At 72.0% G+C, this 17,170-nt stretch carries 16 protein-coding genes and 2 pseudogenes; 8 read left to right on the top strand and 10 right to left on the bottom strand.

Annotated features, from left to right (window positions below):
• Positions 1-112: 112 nt before the first annotated feature.
• Together ABZY11_RS34650 and ABZY11_RS34655 are read left to right on the top strand one after the other, a co-directional pair.
• Positions 113-166, top strand: a pseudogene (locus ABZY11_RS34650) (hypothetical protein); the annotation flags it as partial.
• 217 nt (positions 167-383) lie between these two features.
• Positions 384-623: a hypothetical protein gene (locus ABZY11_RS34655; RefSeq protein ID WP_356482988.1), complete on the top strand. Its 240-nt coding sequence runs from the start codon at positions 384-386 to the stop codon at positions 621-623.
• A gap of 22 nt (positions 624-645) precedes the next feature.
• Here the strand turns inward: ABZY11_RS34655 and ABZY11_RS34660 are convergent, their stop codons facing one another.
• On the bottom strand, positions 646-1,866 hold the full coding sequence (locus tag ABZY11_RS34660) for an MFS transporter (RefSeq protein ID WP_356482973.1): 1,221 nt from the start codon (positions 1,864-1,866) through the stop codon (positions 646-648).
• Between the two features lie 134 nt (positions 1,867-2,000).
• Between ABZY11_RS34660 and ABZY11_RS34665 the strand changes: the two genes are divergently transcribed.
• Positions 2,001-2,501 (top strand): nucleoside deaminase, encoded by a 501-nt coding sequence (locus ABZY11_RS34665; RefSeq protein WP_356482974.1) that lies wholly within the window; start codon positions 2,001-2,003, stop codon positions 2,499-2,501.
• Positions 2,502-2,592: 91 nt separating this feature from the next.
• Here the strand turns inward: ABZY11_RS34665 and ABZY11_RS34670 are convergent, their stop codons facing one another.
• A complete protein-coding gene (locus ABZY11_RS34670; protein ID WP_356482975.1) occupies positions 2,593-2,997 on the bottom strand; it encodes a DUF5997 family protein in 405 nt (134 codons plus the stop codon).
• 58 nt (positions 2,998-3,055) lie between these two features.
• Between ABZY11_RS34670 and ABZY11_RS34675 the strand changes: the two genes are divergently transcribed.
• Positions 3,056-3,853: a LysR family substrate-binding domain-containing protein gene (locus ABZY11_RS34675; protein WP_356482976.1), complete on the top strand. Its 798-nt coding sequence runs from the start codon at positions 3,056-3,058 to the stop codon at positions 3,851-3,853.
• Positions 3,854-3,900: 47 nt separating this feature from the next.
• A pseudogene (locus tag ABZY11_RS34680) lies at positions 3,901-4,288 on the top strand (esterase); the annotation flags it as partial.
• Positions 4,289-4,354: 66 nt separating this feature from the next.
• On the opposite strand, the gene ABZY11_RS34685 reads toward ABZY11_RS34680, so the two are convergent.
• A complete protein-coding gene (locus tag ABZY11_RS34685; protein WP_356482977.1) occupies positions 4,355-5,683 on the bottom strand; it encodes a geranylgeranyl reductase family protein in 1,329 nt (442 codons plus the stop codon).
• Positions 5,684-5,993: 310 nt separating this feature from the next.
• Here ABZY11_RS34685 and ABZY11_RS34690 point away from each other — a divergent pair, with 310 nt between their 5' ends.
• Positions 5,994-6,116, top strand: coding sequence for a hypothetical protein (locus ABZY11_RS34690; RefSeq protein ID WP_356482978.1), 123 nt, complete (start codon positions 5,994-5,996; stop codon positions 6,114-6,116).
• Positions 6,117-6,218: 102 nt separating this feature from the next.
• Here the strand turns inward: ABZY11_RS34690 and ABZY11_RS34695 are convergent, their stop codons facing one another.
• A complete protein-coding gene (locus ABZY11_RS34695; protein WP_356482979.1) occupies positions 6,219-7,178 on the bottom strand; it encodes a DUF3048 domain-containing protein in 960 nt (319 codons plus the stop codon).
• Positions 7,179-7,723: 545 nt separating this feature from the next.
• Here ABZY11_RS34695 and ABZY11_RS34700 point away from each other — a divergent pair.
• A complete protein-coding gene (locus tag ABZY11_RS34700) occupies positions 7,724-9,169 on the top strand; it encodes a helix-turn-helix transcriptional regulator (RefSeq protein WP_356482980.1) in 1,446 nt (481 codons plus the stop codon).
• A 60-nt stretch (positions 9,170-9,229) separates the two neighbouring features.
• Here the strand turns inward: ABZY11_RS34700 and ABZY11_RS34705 are convergent, their stop codons facing one another.
• From ABZY11_RS34705 to ABZY11_RS34720, 4 genes are all read right to left on the bottom strand, one after another.
• Positions 9,230-12,712 carry a M28 family peptidase gene (locus ABZY11_RS34705; protein ID WP_356482987.1) on the bottom strand — a complete coding sequence of 1,161 codons (3,483 nt, stop codon included), beginning with the start codon at positions 12,710-12,712 and terminating at the stop codon, positions 9,230-9,232.
• A 242-nt stretch (positions 12,713-12,954) separates the two neighbouring features.
• Positions 12,955-13,518, bottom strand: a complete 564-nt coding sequence (locus ABZY11_RS34710; protein ID WP_356482981.1) for a hypothetical protein — start codon at positions 13,516-13,518, stop codon at positions 12,955-12,957.
• Between the two features lie 94 nt (positions 13,519-13,612).
• Positions 13,613-14,851, bottom strand: coding sequence for a serine/threonine-protein kinase (locus ABZY11_RS34715; protein WP_356482982.1), 1,239 nt, complete (start codon positions 14,849-14,851; stop codon positions 13,613-13,615).
• 217 nt (positions 14,852-15,068) lie between these two features.
• On the bottom strand, positions 15,069-15,341 hold the full coding sequence (locus ABZY11_RS34720; RefSeq protein WP_356482983.1) for a hypothetical protein: 273 nt from the start codon (positions 15,339-15,341) through the stop codon (positions 15,069-15,071).
• A 17-nt stretch (positions 15,342-15,358) separates the two neighbouring features.
• Here ABZY11_RS34720 and ABZY11_RS34725 point away from each other — a divergent pair, with 17 nt between their 5' ends.
• Positions 15,359-15,544: a hypothetical protein gene (locus tag ABZY11_RS34725; RefSeq protein WP_356482984.1), complete on the top strand. Its 186-nt coding sequence runs from the start codon at positions 15,359-15,361 to the stop codon at positions 15,542-15,544.
• A 15-nt stretch (positions 15,545-15,559) separates the two neighbouring features.
• Here the strand turns inward: ABZY11_RS34725 and ABZY11_RS34730 are convergent, their stop codons facing one another.
• Positions 15,560-16,291, bottom strand: a complete 732-nt coding sequence (locus tag ABZY11_RS34730) for an HAD family phosphatase (protein ID WP_356482985.1) — start codon at positions 16,289-16,291, stop codon at positions 15,560-15,562.
• Positions 16,292-16,316: 25 nt separating this feature from the next.
• Positions 16,317-16,802: an Lrp/AsnC family transcriptional regulator gene (locus ABZY11_RS34735; protein WP_356482986.1), complete on the bottom strand. Its 486-nt coding sequence runs from the start codon at positions 16,800-16,802 to the stop codon at positions 16,317-16,319.
• Between the last annotated feature and the right edge of the window lie 368 nt (positions 16,803-17,170).

Genomic DNA, 17,170 nt, shown 5'->3' on the forward strand with positions numbered 1-17,170 from the left:
CGCGAACGGCGCGCCGCGGCGGCGCAGTCACCGCCACCGCCGCTGCGCCGCGCGCCGCAACAGGCTGAGGAACTGGTACATCAGCCCGGACGAGACCGCGCCCGAGGGGCCGATGGGGGAGTACCACGGATACGCCTTCGCCGAGAGCAAGCCGCAGCCCGTCTTCCACGGCGAGGCGATGACCATCCGTGACGCCCCCGTCCTGCCGATCTGCGTGGCGGGCCTGCCTCCGGAGGAGAACCACACCATCTGGGGCACGATGATCTCCGCCGTCAGCCTGGACCTGCTGCGTTCCAGCGGTCTGCCCGTCGGGATGGCCTGGTGTCACCGTACGGCGACCACAGATCCCGGATTCCGTCGGTGCCGAGGCCGATCGGGACGCCGTGCTCGCGCATCCCGCGCCGGGGTGGCGGCGCGGTGCGGTGCGGACCGGGGCCACGGTCGCCCAGAAGGCACCGGCCTCCGCGCAGGCTCTGCTGCCGGTTCGCCGCGAACTCGCCCAGGGCGAAGCCGTGCGAGACCGTCACCTTGCCCTGCTGCCCCGTACGCAGGGCCCGGTCGACGATGGGCCCGCCGCACCCCAGGGGCGGACGTTCGTCAGTATCACCCGATCCATGCAGTAACGGTATACCAAATGCCTCGGTGTCAGTCGGCCGGATGGTGGGGGCCGGCCTCGCGCCGACGTACGAAGGCGAGCGGCAGCGTGACGAGGGAGAGCACGGCCGTGGCCATGAGTGCCAGGGAGAACGAGGCGCCCGTCGCGAGGTAGCCGACGAGGAGGGCGCCCAGTCCCGTTCCGGCGTCGAACCCGATGTTCCACACGGCGCTCGCGACACCGCTGGACCGGCGGTCGACGGCGGCGAAGGCATCCACCAGGGTCAGGTTCTGGAGTCCGCCGTAGCTGACCCCGACCAGGGCCGTCCCGGCCAGCAGCGGAACCACCCCGGTCGCCTCCGGCGTGGTCACCGCCCACGCCGTCAGGGTGAGCCCGACGGCCGTGACGATCACGAGGGGCCAGAGGAACGGGCGGGTGCCGTACCGGTCGGCCAGTGCCCCGAACCGCCACCGGGCAACGGCCGCCGTTCCCGTCAGGAGCAGCAGCCCCGCCAGCGTCGCGGTGGGGTCGCTGCTCATCTGCGGCGCGAAGGTGATCAGGGCGCCACCGGCCGTCGTGGCGCCGAGCAGGAGCAGCATCGGCGGGATCAGCGGAAGGTACGCGGTGCGCCCGCCCTCCGAGGTGTCGCGGCGGGGCGGGTCCTCGGTCCCGGCCGGGTGCTCGTGCAGCCGACGGGCGAGGCGCAGCGCGGGCAGTACGCCGAGCAGGGGCAGCGCGCCGACGGCGAACACGACCTCGAAGCCGAGGTTCTCCGCGGCCCAGGGCGCGGTCGAGACCAGGATGAACTGAGGCCCGGCGATCGCCAGACCGTAGGCGCCGACCGCCTTCCCGCGCCGGGCCGGCTCGACGAGTTCGGCGACGGCGGTGGCGCCGCAGACCGTGAGCACCCCGAACCCGAGTCCGCGCACCGCGGCGAGGGCGAGCACCGCGCCGAGGTGCGCGGTCAGCAGGTGCAGGAGCGCGGGGGTGCCGAGCAGGACCATCCCGCAGACCAGGGTGGTACGCCAGCCGAGATGGCGTATCGCCGTCGGGACCAGGGTCTGGGCGAGCACGGTGCAGAGCATCAGGACCGCGTTGACCGAACCGGCGCCGGCGGCATCGGCCCCGCCGTCCACCGCCCAGAGCGGCGCGGTGGGCAGCAGCACCGCGAACCCCGAGAATCCCGTGGCCGTCAGGAGCAGCAGCGCGGGCATGCCCGGTGCGTTCCAGACCGTTTCCCGCGCGGCGCTGTCCGCCGTTGCGTTCCTCACTGGCTCATGCCTCCGTGGCGCCGTAGACGGACCGGCCGTCGCGGCCGGTCGGCATGCGAAGGAGGGCCGCAGCGGGGCCGTCCACTGTGGCGTAAATGGTATACCGAATACGGCGAGGCTGTTAGCCTGGCGCCATGAGCACAGTGAACGAGCCTCAGACTCCCACAGCGGAGGACCGCGAGTTCCTCCGCCGTTGCGTCGACCTCGCGCGCGAGGCGCTCACGGCCGGTGACGAGCCGTTCGGCTCGCTCCTGGTGGACGAGCGCGGCACGGTCCGCTTCGAGGACCGCAACAGGGTCAAGGACGGCGACGCGACCCGCCACCCGGAGTTCGAGATCGCACGCTGGGCGGCCGAGAACCTGTCCCCGCAGGAGCGGCGTACGAGCGTCGTCTACACATCCGGTGAGCACTGCCCGATGTGCAGCGCGGCCCACGCCTGGGTCGGCCTGGGCCGCGTCGTGTACGCGTCGAGCAGCGAACAACTCGTGGCGTGGCGCCGGAGTTGGGGATTCGACGCGGGGCCGGTCGCGGCCCTCCCCATCAACGCCGTCGCTCCGGGCATCCCGGTGGCAGGCCCCGAGGCGTCGCTCGCCGACGAGATCCGCGCGCTGCACGCCCGGATGTCGGGCGTCTAAGACTTCCTGTTCGGGTCGAGCCCCGCGGATCAGGGTCGGTCAGACCCTGATCCGTGTCGGCGAAGTCCCGCCCGGCCCGGGGCAGGCGTCATCAGGAACGCGGGCCCTCGGACCGGTCCTCGCGCGCCGCCTTCTTCTCCTTGATGCGCACCGCTTCCTTCCGGACCTCCGCCTGAGTGACGCGTTCCTGCTGGAGCCAGTCGGGGGCTTCCTTCTTCAGCGCCTCGATCTGCTCCGTCGTGAGGGCTTCGGTGATTCCGCCCCGGGCGAGACCCGAGATCGAGACACCCAGCTTCGCGGCGACCACCGGCCGGGGGTGCGGGCCGTTGCGTCGCAGCTCCTGCAGCCACTCGGGCGGATCGGCCTGCAGTGCGTTCAGTTCGGTGCGCGAGACGACACCCTCCTGGAACTCGGCGGGGGTGGCCTCTAGGTACACACCCAGCTTCTTTGCCGCGGTTGCGGGCTTCATCGTCTGGGCGGTCTTGTGCGACGTCATGCCGACAAGGGTATCGAGCATGTGCGCTACCTCTGACCAGGGCCGGTAACCTGGCGGAGTGACAAGCTCGGAAGAAACCCCTTCGTTCCGGCTCGCGTATGTCCCGGGGGTGACACCCGGAAAGTGGGTGCGGATCTGGAACGAGCGGCTGCCCGACGTCCCGCTGACCCTCGTGGGGGTGTCGGCCGCCGAGGCGTCCGACGCGCTGCGGGGACGTGAGGCCGACGCCGGTCTCGTACGGCTGCCGATCGACCGGACGGCCCTCAGCGCCATTCCCCTCTACACCGAGACGACGGTGGTCGTGGTCCCGAAGGACCACGTCATGGCGACGGTCGACGAGGTCTCCGCCGAGGACCTGGCCGATGACATCGTGCTGCACCCCCTCGACGACACCCTCGACTGGGAGGACCGCCCGGGGCGGCCCGCCAACGAGCGTCCCGCCACCACGGCGGACGCCGTCGAGCTGGTGGCGGCGGGGGTGGGGCTGCTCGTCGTACCGCAGTCGCTGGCCCGCCTGCACCACCGCAAGGACCTCACGTACCGGCCGGTGCCGGACGCCCCCGAATCCCGTGTCGCGCTGTCGTGGCTGGAGGACGAGACCACCGATCTGGTGGAGGAGTTCATCGGGATCGTGCGCGGGCGGACCGTCAACAGCACGAGGGGCCGCCCCAAGCCCCCGGCGCAGCCGAAGAGCAAGCGCGCCGACGCGGGCGCGGCGCGGCGGAAGCCCGCAGCGGGAAAGGCGACCGGCCAGTCGGGCGGCAGGTCGGCCGGCAAATCGGGCGGGAAGAGCACCCGGGCCGGTTCCGGCGGCGCCAGGGCCGCCAAACGCGGCAAGCCCCGCCGCCGTTCGTAGCGCGCGCTCCGTACAACCCTTTTGTGTCACGCGCGGTCGAACGGGCCGACGGCGACGGGTACGCGGACGTGGCGATCGGCGCGTCCGGCGAGGACATCGGCGCGGTGGCGGACGCGGGAGCGGTATGGGTGCTGCGGGGCGCGGCGGACGGACTGACCGCCACGGGCGCCGGGCCATGCGACCAGAACTCCGCACGGGTGCCCGGCACAGCCAAGAAGGGCGACCGCCGGGGCGGCCAGGTCGGGCTGACCGACCCGAACCGGGACGCCGCTACGGCCTGCTGGCCTCCGCACCCGGTCAGAACACCGGCTCGGTGTGGTGTGGGTGCCCTCGGCCGGCCGGGCCGGGGTCACGGCCGGCGGCTCGTGGACCTAGGGCGGGGGCTCGCTGCACGCTCCGTCGCTGGACGCGGCGTACGGGGCCGCGATCGACGAGTGGCCGGGGCCAGGCGCACCGAGGACCGCCCGGTGCGCCTGCCGTGCCCGCCGCACGGCCCGGGGCTCAGCTCCTGCGCCGTACCTTCGGTTCCGGTACGAGACGTACGACGCCGTTGAGCAGATGGTCGACCAGGTCGTGCGAGGGCTTGTCGGTGAGGTTGGTGAGCAGCCGGGCCAGGGTGTTGAGCAGGAAGGGCGACCCCATGACGTAACGGTTGAGGACCGGCTGGAATCCGGAACGGCTGAAGACCAGGTCGGCGGCCGTGTTGCCGAGGCGGTAGTAGCGGCCCCAGCGGCGGTTCATCTCGACCGGGTAGCCGTGCAGCACCTGCTCGCGCCTCGGTCCCCGGGGCAGGGCCAGAGCCAGCGTCGCGGTCTCGGCGGCGACCTCACCGGCCTCCATGGCCTGGCCGATGCCCTCGCCGTTCCAGGGGCTGATCATGCCTCCCGAGTCGCCGACGAGCAGCAGCCCGCGGGTGTAGAGGGGATGGCGGTTGAAGCCCAGCGGAAGGGCCGCGCTGCGGACGGGGCCCTCCGCGTTCTCCTCGCGCAGACCCCAGGACTCGGGGGTACGGGCCAGCCACTCGTCCAACGTGGCGCGCAGGTCCGCCTTTCCGTGCCGCCGGTGCGGCAGCGCGCCGAGACCGACGTTGACGCGGCCGTCGCCCATGGGGAAGATCCAGCCGTATCCGGGCAGGTAGTGATCGCTCCCGGGGAACCGGAGGTCGGCCCACAGCTCCAGATACTCCTCCGTGGAGCGCTCGGGGCTGCGGTAGTAGCGGCGGGCGGCCGTCGCGATCTGCCTGCTCCGGTCCCGTTGCAGGCCCATGGCGAGGGCGAGGCGGGCGGAGGCGCCGTCGGCGGCGATCACGATCGGTGCGTGGAAGGCCAGGGGCTCCTTCGACCCGGTCGTGGCGGTGACACCGGTGATGCGGCCGGCCCGGTCGGTCAGCGGCTGGGTAACCTTCACACCGCTGCGCAGCCGTGCCCCGGCGGCGACGGCGTGCCGGGCGAGGATGTCGTCGAAATCGTGCCGGCTGCGCGAGAGACCGAAGTCCGGATAACGGCCGAGCGCGGGCCAGTCGATGTGCACCTGATGGTCCCCGGCCACCCAGCGCATACCGCGCGAGCGGGCCCACCCCGGAGCCTTGATGTCGATGCCCATCCTGATGAGCTGTTGCACCGCACGCGGCGTCAGACCGTCCCCGCACACCTTCTCCCGGGGGAAGTGGGACTTCTCCAGCAGCAGGACATCGACGCCCGCCCTGGCGAGGTGGAAGGCCGCGGCCGATCCCGCGGGCCCTGCCCCCACCACGATCACCTGGGCTTCCTCGTCCGGGCCGTGGTCGGACCGAGCATCCGACTCGGACCGGTCTGGCGTCGTTTCCCGCATTGGGAACCCCTTCCTGGAGCCGGTGCCGTACCGGGGACGGCAGTCGTCCGCCTCATCATCGATCAAGGACGGCCGGTGCGTCCGCCGGTCCGGAAATCCGGCACCTTCCTGCGGGGACCCCAAGATGCGAAACATCTGAAACCATGGTATTTACCTTTGCCGACCAGTTGCTCGGGTGAAAGGGACTCTCTGATGGGGCTCGTCCGGTGAGTCGAAGTCCCTTGCCCGGTCCCGACTTGCGCCGCATGAGTTCCGTCGCCCCTTCCCGCCGACACCATCGCCTCCGCGTGCCGAGATCATCCTGATGGGCGTGGAGGAGCCGCAGTGCCTCATCCACGCCCCCAACGAGAGCGTCGACCCCACCGAGATCCAGCACATGGCCCACGTCGAGGCCCTCGTCCTGAGCCGGTACGCCGCCGCACGGCGGCGTTGAGCCACGCCGGACGGGCGCAGCCAGGGCTCCAGGTGGCACGCCGACCAGGTGGCGCAGGACCGCGAGCACCCGTCCGCCGCAGCGGGTGGCCCGCCGGTCGTCTCACTTCTGTGCGAAGACGATCCAGACCTGGCCCGGCGCGAACGTCATGCGCTCACCGTCCCGGGTGGTGAAGGAGGTCACGGCACCGGCCGCCGGCCGCGACCAACGGACGTCGTACTCCTTGCCGTTGCGCAGCACCACGGCGGAGCCCGAGCCCACGGTCTCGGTGTACGGGGATGTGCTGCCCCGCCGGTCCTTGTACAGGGAGGGGCGCACGGTCACGTACTGCACCACCACATCGGCCGCGCCGAGCCGGGCGCCTTCGGCCGTACGGGCCGGTGTGCCATCCATGGAAACGAGCCACTGACGCCGCTCGGCGGACCAGGTGAACGCGAAGCGCGCCGCCGGATACCGCACCGTGCGACCGGCGACGGGCCTGCCGCCCGGCACCGCGGCGGCGAACCGCAGCCCGATGTCCTCGGCCGCGTTCACACCGGTGGTGGCGTGCGGTGTCCGGCCGGGGCGCAGATAGAGGTTGTGCGGTGCCGCGCGGTCGCTCCTGCGGAAGTACGCGTTCGGATCCTTCTCGGGAGGCAGCGGGTCCAACGGGGCCGCCGCGATGGCCGGGAGGAGCTTGGCCTGGGCCCCGGAGAAGGCGAGCGTCGGCCGGTCGAACTGGCGGAGCAACTCCAGGTCCGTCTCCCGGGCGCTGCGCACCGGGCCGACCACGGGTGGCAGCCGGGACGAATAGGCGGCGAGTATGCGGCTGAGACCGGCCTCGACCTGCTCCACATAGACGATGTCCGCCCGGTCGAGCCCGGTCTGCGGGCGGGCAGGAGCGACGTTGTCGATCTTCACGGCGAGGACGTGGGCGCGCGCTCCGGCGGACGCGGGCGGAACGGGGCCGCTCGGTGAGGGGGCAGTTGTGCCGCCGCCCCGGCAGCCGGCCAGTGCCGCGACGAGCAGCGCCAGTACGACCGTCGGCGCCGCGGCCGGCCTCTTCGTCCCGGATGCGTGCATGACGGCCGCCCCTTCCGAGTCGGCCGACGCGACGCCACCGGCTACTGCCGCTCGCCGCGACGGCTCCCTGCCCATCATCACGCAGAAGGGCGCCCCGTGGCTTCCCGCGGGGCCGGACGGGCGGTCCTCGGCGGACGTACGGCGGTGTGCCGGCCCCCGCGCTCAGTACGGCAGCGGGCGGCCGGACGGGGTCCTCAGGTCCAGGGGCGGGGGCCGGGACGGCAGCTGCGGTCGTCGGACGATCCTGATGCGGCCCACTGCCACCACCCCCTGTCGGTCACCCGTCATATGCCCGGCGGGCGACCGGTTCATGCGGCTCCTCGGTGACTCTTCCCGGCCACCGGGTCGTCCTGGCTCCTTCGCCCCATCCTGCGTGCGGAGAAAGGGAAATGACGCACTGTCGGGAATGGAATGGAAAGGAACGGGAAGGCGCCATCTTCCCGTCGCACCGGGGACAGCGCGCCCACGCGCTCGCTATCCTTCCCGGCTATGAGCCATGAGCGTGGCACGGGCGGGGCAGCCGGCGGGGCTCGGCGGAGTGCCGGGTGACCGAGGGCATGGGCCCCGCGCCGGATGCCCGTACCGCGGAGGCGTGGCGGGCCTTCGGCGCCCGGTTGCGTCAGTGGCGCAGGCGTGCCGGGCTCACCCAGGCCCAGGTGGGCGCCCGCGTCGGATACGACCACACCGCCATCAGCAAACTGGAGCACGGCACCCGCAGGACACCGCTGCCGCTGGCCCGCAGGCTGGACGAACTGTTGTCGGCGGGTGGTGCCCTCCTCGTCGCCTGCGAGGCGGCGGAGGCCGCGGGCGCCGGCGCCACCGACGGGGAGAGCGCGGCAGCACGCACCGCACCGGCCCCCGCACGGCAGGGCCCGCTCCCCGGGGAGCCCGCGGGAGGCGCCCTGCTCGGGATGCTGCCGCCGGACACCGTCCTGCCCGTCCGCCTGCCCAGCTACGGGCTGATGTGCCCGGTGCACGGCCGGGACGGCTGCACCGTCCCCGTGCTCGCCGATGTCGTCGCCCTGCACTCGGCCTTCTGCTCTCTCGGCCCGGCCACCGTGGCGTGCCCCCCGCTGGACATCGACACGGTGCATGCCCTGACGGCGCTGCTCGCCGTCTGCCTGCGGGCCGACGAGGAGCGCGCCTGGCCCGGAGCGACCGTCGTGGTCGAGCGCACCCTGCACGCGATGCTCCGCTGGATGGCCCTGCCCGCGGCGCCCTACCAACGCCAACTCGCGCCACTGGCCGCCGAGTACGCACAGTCCGCCGGCTGCCTGCGACTGCTGTGGGGCCGCAACGCGACGGCGATGGCCTGGCTCGACCGGTCGCTGGTCTGGGCCGGATTGGCCGGTCATGTCGGAACGGAAGTCGCCGCGCTCAGCGACATGAGCACACTGGCGCGGCTGGAGGGCGACGGCCCGTCCGCCCTCGCCTACGGAGGCGCGATCCGGCAGGCGGCCGCCGGCCGGAACTGGGCGGGTGCGATGAGCGATCTGTACCTGGCGCGCGGGCACGCGGTACGCGGCGACGCGCGACAGACTCTGGGCCACATCGACCGTGCCTGGTCGCAGCTGGACCGGGTCGGCGAACAGGACGAGACGGAGGCGCCCTGGCTGTCCGTCGCCTCCGTGCGCCTGCGGGTGGAGTCCGGCGCCGCCGGGGCGCTGCGGGACCTCGCGGCGGCCACCGGGGACCGGCGGCTGGCGCTGCGCGCGGTGGCGGCGGCCCGTACCGCGCTGGGGCTGCTCCCGCCGGGGATGCATTCGGCGCGGATGCTGTTCCTGGTACGGATGGCGGACGCGCACGCCTGCGCCCAGGATCCGCAGGCGGCGATCGCCATCGCGGGACCGGTTCTGGACACCACCGAGGTCATCGGGTCGACACTGCTCGGACAGGAACTGCGCGGACTGCACAGCCGGTTGGCGGCCCGGCACGACGACCGGCCGGAGACCGACGACTTCACCCGCAGGCTGGCGGCCGTCGTCCGCTGAGACACCGGAGGCGGGACGTGTGTGCACACGCCCCGCCCCGGATGGCGCACTGACCGAGGATCAGCCGGCGTTCAGCGTCACGTCGTCCACGACGAAGCTGGTCTGCAGATAGGCGTCCTCATTGCTGGTGAATCCGAGCGTGACCGTCTGGCCGGCGAAGGCGCCGACGTCGAAGGTCTTCTCGACGTAGGTACTCGTGGCGTCCGTGTTGGAGTACGTCGCGAGCGTCTTGGTGCCCAGCTTCACGGTGAACGTGTCGTACGCGGTCGGGTCGCCCGCCGACTCGTCCGTGTCGGTGCGCAGATAGAACGACAGCTTGTAGGTCGAGCAGCCCGACGGAACGGTCAGCGACTGCGAGGCGGTGTCCGAGTGCGTGGATCCCCAGCCCCCGAGCCAGGCCGTGTACGCGCCCGTGTGGGCCGGCTTCTCCGACGTCCGGTTGTTGATCACACCGTCCGTCTGGCTCCATGGGGCGACGCCGTCCTCGAAGCCGCCGTTGACGACGACCTGCCGGGCCTGGCAGGTGCCGCCGCCACCGACGACGAGCGAGTACGTGGTGGCGTGGGTGGCCGTGCCGGTGCCGGTCACCGTGATGGTGTACGTGCCCGCCGCGGCCTGGGCCCCGGCGGAGACGGTCATCGTCGAGGAGGAGCCCGACTGCACGGACGCCGGGTCGAAGGAGACGGTGACGCCGCTCGGCGCACCGGAGGCCGTCAGTTTCACGGTCTGCGCGGAGCCGCCGGTCGTCGCGGTGGACACGCTCGCGGTGACCGAGCCGCCCGGCTGGACGTTGCCCGAGACCGGCTTCACCGAGACGGAGAAGTCGTCGGCCGGCGCGGTGGTGCCGACCGAGGTCTTCCATACGGTGTACGCGACACCGTCGGCGCTGCGGTCGAGCGCGGTCGCGTTGATGTTGGCCGTGGTGTCACAGGACGAGTGGTAGCAGGAGTCGTAGGAACGGCCCGCCGTGCCGCCCCACTTGGCGGCCTGCGCCGACGTCTTGGTGTCGCTGGCGCCGGTCGCGTAACCGGAAGTGGGGATGCCGCCCTGCTGGAAGGAGTAGTCGTCGGACCGGCCCTGGCCCTCGACGTTCTCCTCCGGCGCGAGGTTCAGCGAGTCCCAGTACTCCTTCATCGGCGCCGAGGCGGCCGAGTTGACGTTGTTGATGAAGTAGCCGCCGTTGGTCGAGGCCACCATGTCGAAGTTGTAGTACGCCTTGATGGCGCTGCGCTGGGCCGCGCTGAGCTGGCCGACGTAGTACTCGGAGCCCTGGAGCCCCTGCTCCTCGCCGTTCCACCAGGCGAACCGGACGTGCTTGGTCATGGTCGGGTTCCGCTGGGCGAGCGCGAGGGCGTTCTCCAGCAGGGTGGCCGAGCCCGAGCCGTTGTCGTTGATGCCGGGGCCGGCCGAGACGCCGTCCAGGTGGGCGCCGAACATGATCGTCTGGTCGGACGGGCCGCCCGGCCAGTCGGCGATCAGGTTGTTGCCGCGGTAGGTGCAGCTGGTGCAGGTCTGCTCGCTGACGGTGTAGCCGGCGGCCTGCAGCTTGCTCTTCACATAGGCGAGAGAGGCCGTGTAACCGGCGCTGCCGGCCCGGCGGTTGCCGCCGTTCTGGGTGGCGATGCTGTTCAGCTGCGTGAGGTGCGCCTGCACGTTGGCGACGCTGATGTCCGGTGCGCTGCCGCCCGGATTGCCGCCCCCGTTGTCGACGGTCAGGGTGTACTGCGCGGTGTGGCTCTGGGTGCCGTCACCCTTCACCGTGAAGGTGTACGCGCCGGGAGTGGCGTTCGAGGACGCCGACACCGTCATCGTCGAGGACGCCCCGGCCTGTATCGACGACGGGCTGAAGGTCGCGGTGACACCGCTCGGCAGGCCGCTTGCCGACAGGGCGACGGTCTGCGCACTCCCGGAGCTGACCGTGGTCCGCACCGTGGCGGTCACCGAACTGCCCGGCTTCACGGAGCCCGACCCCGGGTCCAGGGACATCGTGAAGTCGTTGTTGCCACTGGGCGTACAGCTCGGGTCGCCGCTCTGCGCGGGGACGCTGATGGCGTCCCAGGCGGCCTTGGTCCGGTCGAAGAGCACACAGCCCGGGTCGAGGTTCTTCGCGGCGGTCAGCGTGGCCGTGCGGTAGCGCTTGTAGGTCATCCCGCTCGTCTTCAGCAGCATGCCGCCGTAGAAGACCTTGCCGGCGCTCTGGATGCCGACTCCGGTGACCGACGAGCTGTTGCAGGTGGGACTGGACGGCTTGCCGCCGCCCGGATTCGACCCCTCGGCCAGCAGATAGAACCAGTGGTTCAGCGGACCGGCCGCGGCGTGCTCCTCGGTGTTGGGTATCGAGGAGCTGTAGCAGTTCGGGTCGCCGATCTGCCCCGGGTTGTACATGATCCGGATCGGCCCGTTGCCGACCAGGTCGATCTTCTCGCCGACGGTGTAGTCCGGGTCGTCGTACGGGGCCGGCTCATTGGTGTACGCCTCGGTCAGGGCGCCCATGATGTCGCCGGTGGCCTCACCGAGACCGGACTCGTTGTTGGCACCGCCGGGCGTGAACTGGTCGATGCCGTGGCCGAACTCATGGCCCACCACGTCCATCGCGCCGATCCACTGGTTGGCGTTGTTGTGGCCGATGGAGACCGAGGAGCCGTCCCAGTAGGCGTTGACGTCGTTCAGCCCGACTGTGACCGGCCAGCTGCCGCCGTTGCCGTTGTGCCCGTTGCGGCCCAGCCAGTCCTTGAGCATGTTCCACTCGTGCTGCGCCGCCCACATGACGTCGACGCAGCCGGTCTCCTTGCTGGAGGCGTTGCCGGTGCCCCAGGAGTCGCTCGACTTGGTGAAGACACTGCCCGTGCTGTAGTCGGCGCAGCTCAGCCCGGGCCGGTTCGGGTCGCGCAGCGAGTAGCTGCCGCCCGACGAGGTGGTGTCGATGGCCAGCGGTGACGGACCGTTCCACTGGCTGTTGCCGGTGCCCGCCTTGACGTCGTCGTAGCTGTCGATCACCTTGCCGCTGCCCGCGTCGACGAAGACATGCAGTCGGCTGGGGGCCTTGGCGGTGCGTCCGGTGAGTACCGTCTCCCACGCCAGCCGGGAGGACTTCTCCGTGGCGCGGACCACGAGGCGGCGCGATTCCACCCGCTGTACCGTGCGGAGCTTCTTGCGGGCGGTGGTCTCGGCCGCCCGGGCGGAAACGGTCGGCGTGGTCGGTACGTTGATCCGCCGGGACACCGCGGACTGGGTGCCGCGGACCCGGCCCTCGGAGTCGGCCACCACGACGGCGTCCCCGCCGACGACCGGCAGGCCGCGGTAGGTGCGCTGGTACGCGACGGAGTACAGACCCTTGACCCAAGGGGTCACCATCTGTCGCTCGTACCGCTCTTCGGGCCCCTTGGCCAGGGTGTCGAGGCCGCTGGCGGCTGCCCGGTCGGCCGCGGACACGGCTGCCGAGAGCGCGGAGGGGGCGGGCGGGGACGGCTCGGCGGATGCCGCCTGCCCGCCGGTGACGACCAGCATTCCGGCGAGGACGGCCAGGGTCGTCCCGGCCGTCATCGGTCTGAGTTTCATCGAGGCTCCTTGATTCGGGGGGCCTCGATCACGGTCAGCCGCGTACGATGACGCACTTGCCCCGGCCTTCGTCGGCCGCCCGCGCCCCGGTGTCCGTGATCGAGCGACCGAACACTCACATGTCGTCATGGACTCGTCAACGAACTGCGAGGGGTGCCGGGGGACTTGGCAAGTTTGGTCAAGCCGGAGTTGGTGGGATCGCACAACGGCGGTGGTGCGTGGAGTGGTTACTCCAGTCCGGAGATCGTGAACACCGTTCGCGCGTGTCCGCGGTCGATGCGGTCGGCCAACTGCCGCAGTGCCGTCGCCCCGCACCGCAGCGTTCCGCGCTCCACGCAGCCCCGGGCGTCCTCGTCCAGCCGGTGCCACAGCGCCGGATTCGCGAGGAACACCGCCGGGTCGACCTCGATCCGGCACCCGTCGGCGTCCCGGAGCACCAGCCGCTGGGCGACGCCGTCCGACCAGCGCGCCGACACGAGCCGGTCGGTGCGCACGGTCCGCTCGCGCAACAGACCCCGGCAGGAGAGCCACCCGGCACCCGCGCGGACCCGTGGCGGCACCAGGACCGCACCCAACAGGGCGGCCAGCCCCGTCCACAACAGGGCGCGCGGCCAGGTGAGATGACCGGCCGCCGCGTCGACGGCCAGCAGCAGCCCGAGCAGCGCGACGGCGCAGTGGACCGCGAAGCGCAGGTCCGCGGCCCAGCCGTGGTCGTGGGCGGTCGTGTCGCGGGGAGGCTTGCCCCGGCCGATGCGGCGGCCGGGCGCGCCCCGGATGATGCGGCGTTCCATGGTGGTGACGCTAGGCAATCCGGCCGGTGCGACGGGCCTTTGTTGACGAAGCGCTGACGTCGCGGTGGAGGGTCCTGACGGTTGCTTGACGGGGTCAGTCCTCGTCGTCGTCCTGCTCGTCCTGTTCGCCCTGGGCCGGCTGCTCAGGTGCGGACGAGGGGCCGGACGGCTCGGGTTCGGTGGTCGCGGTCGAGCCGGTGTCCGGGGTGGCCGAACCGGAGTCCGGGGAGAACAGGGTCATCCCCAGGTACACGGCCGCGATGAAGGCGACCGTACCGGCGATGGCACTCGCCACCCTGGGCCGGCGTCTGATCGCCTCCCGAGCGCCGGCGAGCCGCTGGACGGGCGCGGTCCGTTCCGCCGGGCGCCGTCGTCGGCCACCGGACTGCGGCATCCGATACGTCGTCACGCCGCCCTGCTCGGCGGTCCCGGCCGTCGGCGCGGGGGCGTACCCGGGAGCGGCTGCCGGGGTGCGCGGCAGGCCCGTCCCGGCCGGAGGGGTTGCGGAGGCGGGCGGAACACTGGTCATCGCGGGGGGAGGAGCGGGCGCGTACATCGGCAGCGGCTCCGGCTGACCGCGCCAGGCATCGCTCTGGAACCACTCGGCGACCTGCTGGGCGCCGGGCCGGTCCTCGGGCTGCTTCGCGAGCAGCCCGAGCAGATAGGAGTCGAAGGCGGGGGACAGGTCGACGCCCCGCTGTCTGAGCGGCACGGGCGGCGTATCGACATGTTGATAGAGCGTGGCGGTCGCCGTGTCCGAGCGGAACGGCGGCTCCCCCAGCAGGAGTTGGTAGATCACACAGCCGAGGGAGTACATGTCGGACGCCGCACCGGCCGTATGGCCCAGGGCACGCTCCGGGGCGAGATAGAGACTGGTGCCGACGATCTGTCCCGTGGTCGTCAGCGCGGCGGAGGGGTCGTCGACGAACTGGGCGATGCCGAAGTCGCCGATCTTGACGGAGCCCTCGGCGTCCAGCATCAGGTTCCCGGGCTTGATGTCGCGGTGCACGATGCCCTGACGGTGGGCGGCGGCGAGCCCCGCGGCCGCCTGCCCGGCGATCCGGGCGACCTGTCCGGCGCCGAGCCGCTCCTCGGCCGCGAGCAGATCGCCCAGGCTCCGGCCCTCGACGAGCTCCATCACCAGGTAGAAGCGGTCCTCCCAGGACCCGAAGTCGAACACGGCCACCAGATGAGGGTGGCTCAGCCGGGCCGCGGTCTGCGCCTCCAGCCGGAACCGGGCGGTGGCCGACTCGTCCGCGTGGTCGCCCAGCAGCAGCTTCACGGCGACCGCTCTGCCGAGCACTTCGTCCGCGGCACGCCACACCTCACCCATGCCGCCACGGCCGATGGGGGATATCAACCGGTACCGACCAGCTACCAGCACCTGTGCACCAATCTCGAATTGTGGGCCGCTTCTGCTGCCACGGCGGCGACCCGACGGGGATCGGGGCGAGGTGGGGGGCGCGCGGCAAGATCAGGATATCGGGCCGCCGGACCCCGCGGTCCCGTGGAGCCGCCCCGGACCGCGAGCTCCGCCGGCCGCGGCTCTCTCACCAGGTGTCGACGAACGGACGGAGGCCGCCGGTCGCGGCGGCCGGGGCGGCGTCATCCGGTGACCGGCCGTCCAGCGCGGAGAGGATCCAGGCCCGGGAGTCCGCAGGTTCGATCACCGCGTCGTTCGCCGCGTCGATCTCCAGCGCCGCCGCCGTGTTGACCGCCTTGCCGTGCTCGTACAGCTCGGCGACCCGCTCGCGTTCCCCGGGGTCCTCGATCGCCGCGAGTTCCTTGCGGTAGCCGAGCCGCACGGCGCCCCCCAGCCCCATCCCGCCCAGTTCTGCCCGTGCCCGGCACCGACTTCATGGTCGTCGACTTCGCCACCGGTGAGCCGCTGCCGCTCGGCGAACGCGGCGGGATCGTCGTGCGCGGCCAGCTCCACCCTGACCGCCGCCGCCCTGCACGGCTGGGCGGTGACGGCGATGGCCGTATAAGGTCCCCGGGATCGAGCTGGTCGAAGCCTTCCCGATGACCGCCACCGGCAAGATCAGGAAGACGGATCTCGCCGAGCGGGCGAGGGCCGGGATCCTGACGCCGGGAACAGCCAGTCGTAAGCCGCCTGCGCCGTGAACTCGCCCTGCCCGCCCCGGAAGAGAAGCCCGGCCGACCCGAAGGCCGGATCGCAGGCCGTCGCGGCCACATAGGGAATCGCGATGCAGCGCATGCCCGCCGCATGCGCTGCGGCCGCGCCCGGGGCGGAGTCCTCCAGCACCACACAGTCGGCGGGCGCCACCCCCAGCCGCCGGGCCGCCTCCAGGAACACATCCGGTTCCGGCTTGCCGTGCGCCACCTCTTCGGCGGAGACGTACGTGGTGAGACAGGCGTCGAGTCCCGTGCCCTCCAGCACCGCCTCGATCGCCGCCCGCGACGAACCCGACGCCACCGCCATGGCGACGCCCTCCCGATGCAGCCGCTCCACGAACTCCCGCATCTGGGGAAAGACTTCGGTCGACGACCTGGCCAGTTCCAGATACCGGACGTCCTGGCCCGCCACCAGTTCGTCGACGGACGTCTCGATCCCGTACCTGTAGCGCAGGGCCGCCAACGTCTCGTGGACACCGATGCCGATGAACGCGAGGTGTTCGGCCCAGGTGAAGCCGGGCACGCCGTGCTCCGCCAGCAGGCGGCGTGCCGCCTCGTAGTAGTTCGGCTCGCTGTCCACCAGCGTGGCGTCGAGATCGAAGACGACGGTCGGTACGGGGAGATGCGGAGAGCTCATGACGCCAAGCATGCCAAGCCGGTGATCACTTCCGGCCCCCCACCGCCGTACGGCCGACGGATTCGACGAGCGGAAGCAGCCGGTGCGGCACCCGTTCCCGCAGTGCCACCTCGGTACGCGTCCTGACCACTCCGGGCAACTGGATCAGCCGCTGGATCACATCCTCCAGGTGCCCGTTGTCACGGGCCACCACCCGCGCCAGCAGATCCCCGCCGCCCGTGGTCGAGAAGGCCTCGACGATCTCGGGCACCGCGGCGAGCGCCTCACCGACCTCGTCGAGATGGCCCTGGGTCACTTCGAGATGGACGAAGGCCAGCACCGGGTGGCCCAGCGCCGCGGGGGACAGGACCGGACCGGTACCGGTGATCACACCGTCCCGCTCCAGCCGGTCGATACGGGCCTGGAGGGTGCCCCGGGCGATGGAGAGGATGCGCGCGTACTCACGGACGCTGGTACGCGGTTGCTCGATGAGCAACCGGAGGATACGGGTGTCGAGGGCGTCCACCGCCATGGTCCGCTGGCCTCTTCCTGGTACGACGATCCGGGCTGTGACTGTACCAACGGCACAGCACAGGCCCTGCCGAAGCGGAGCGGCCGTGCCCCGGCCAGGTGTCATACCTGTAGTCCCTGAGAGCTACGGAAAAGGTTCACACCCCGGTGGGACGCCGACTACGGGCCGCCCTCCATAGCTTCTGTACCGAAGCGCCGAAGCCACCAGGTACGGGAGGAACAACCCGCCATGCCGTCCCATCCGCGCAGCTCCCGCCTGCGCCGCGGCCTGCTCGCCGCACTGGTGGCCGCCTCGGTGGCCGTGCCGGTCTCGGGGGCGGCGAGCCCCGCGGCCGTACCCGCGCCCGCCCCGGAGACCGGCACGGCCAC

Origin of the sequence: Streptomyces sp. NPDC006510 (assembly GCF_040611955.1) — a bacterium.
GTDB lineage: Bacteria > Actinomycetota > Actinomycetes > Streptomycetales > Streptomycetaceae > Streptomyces.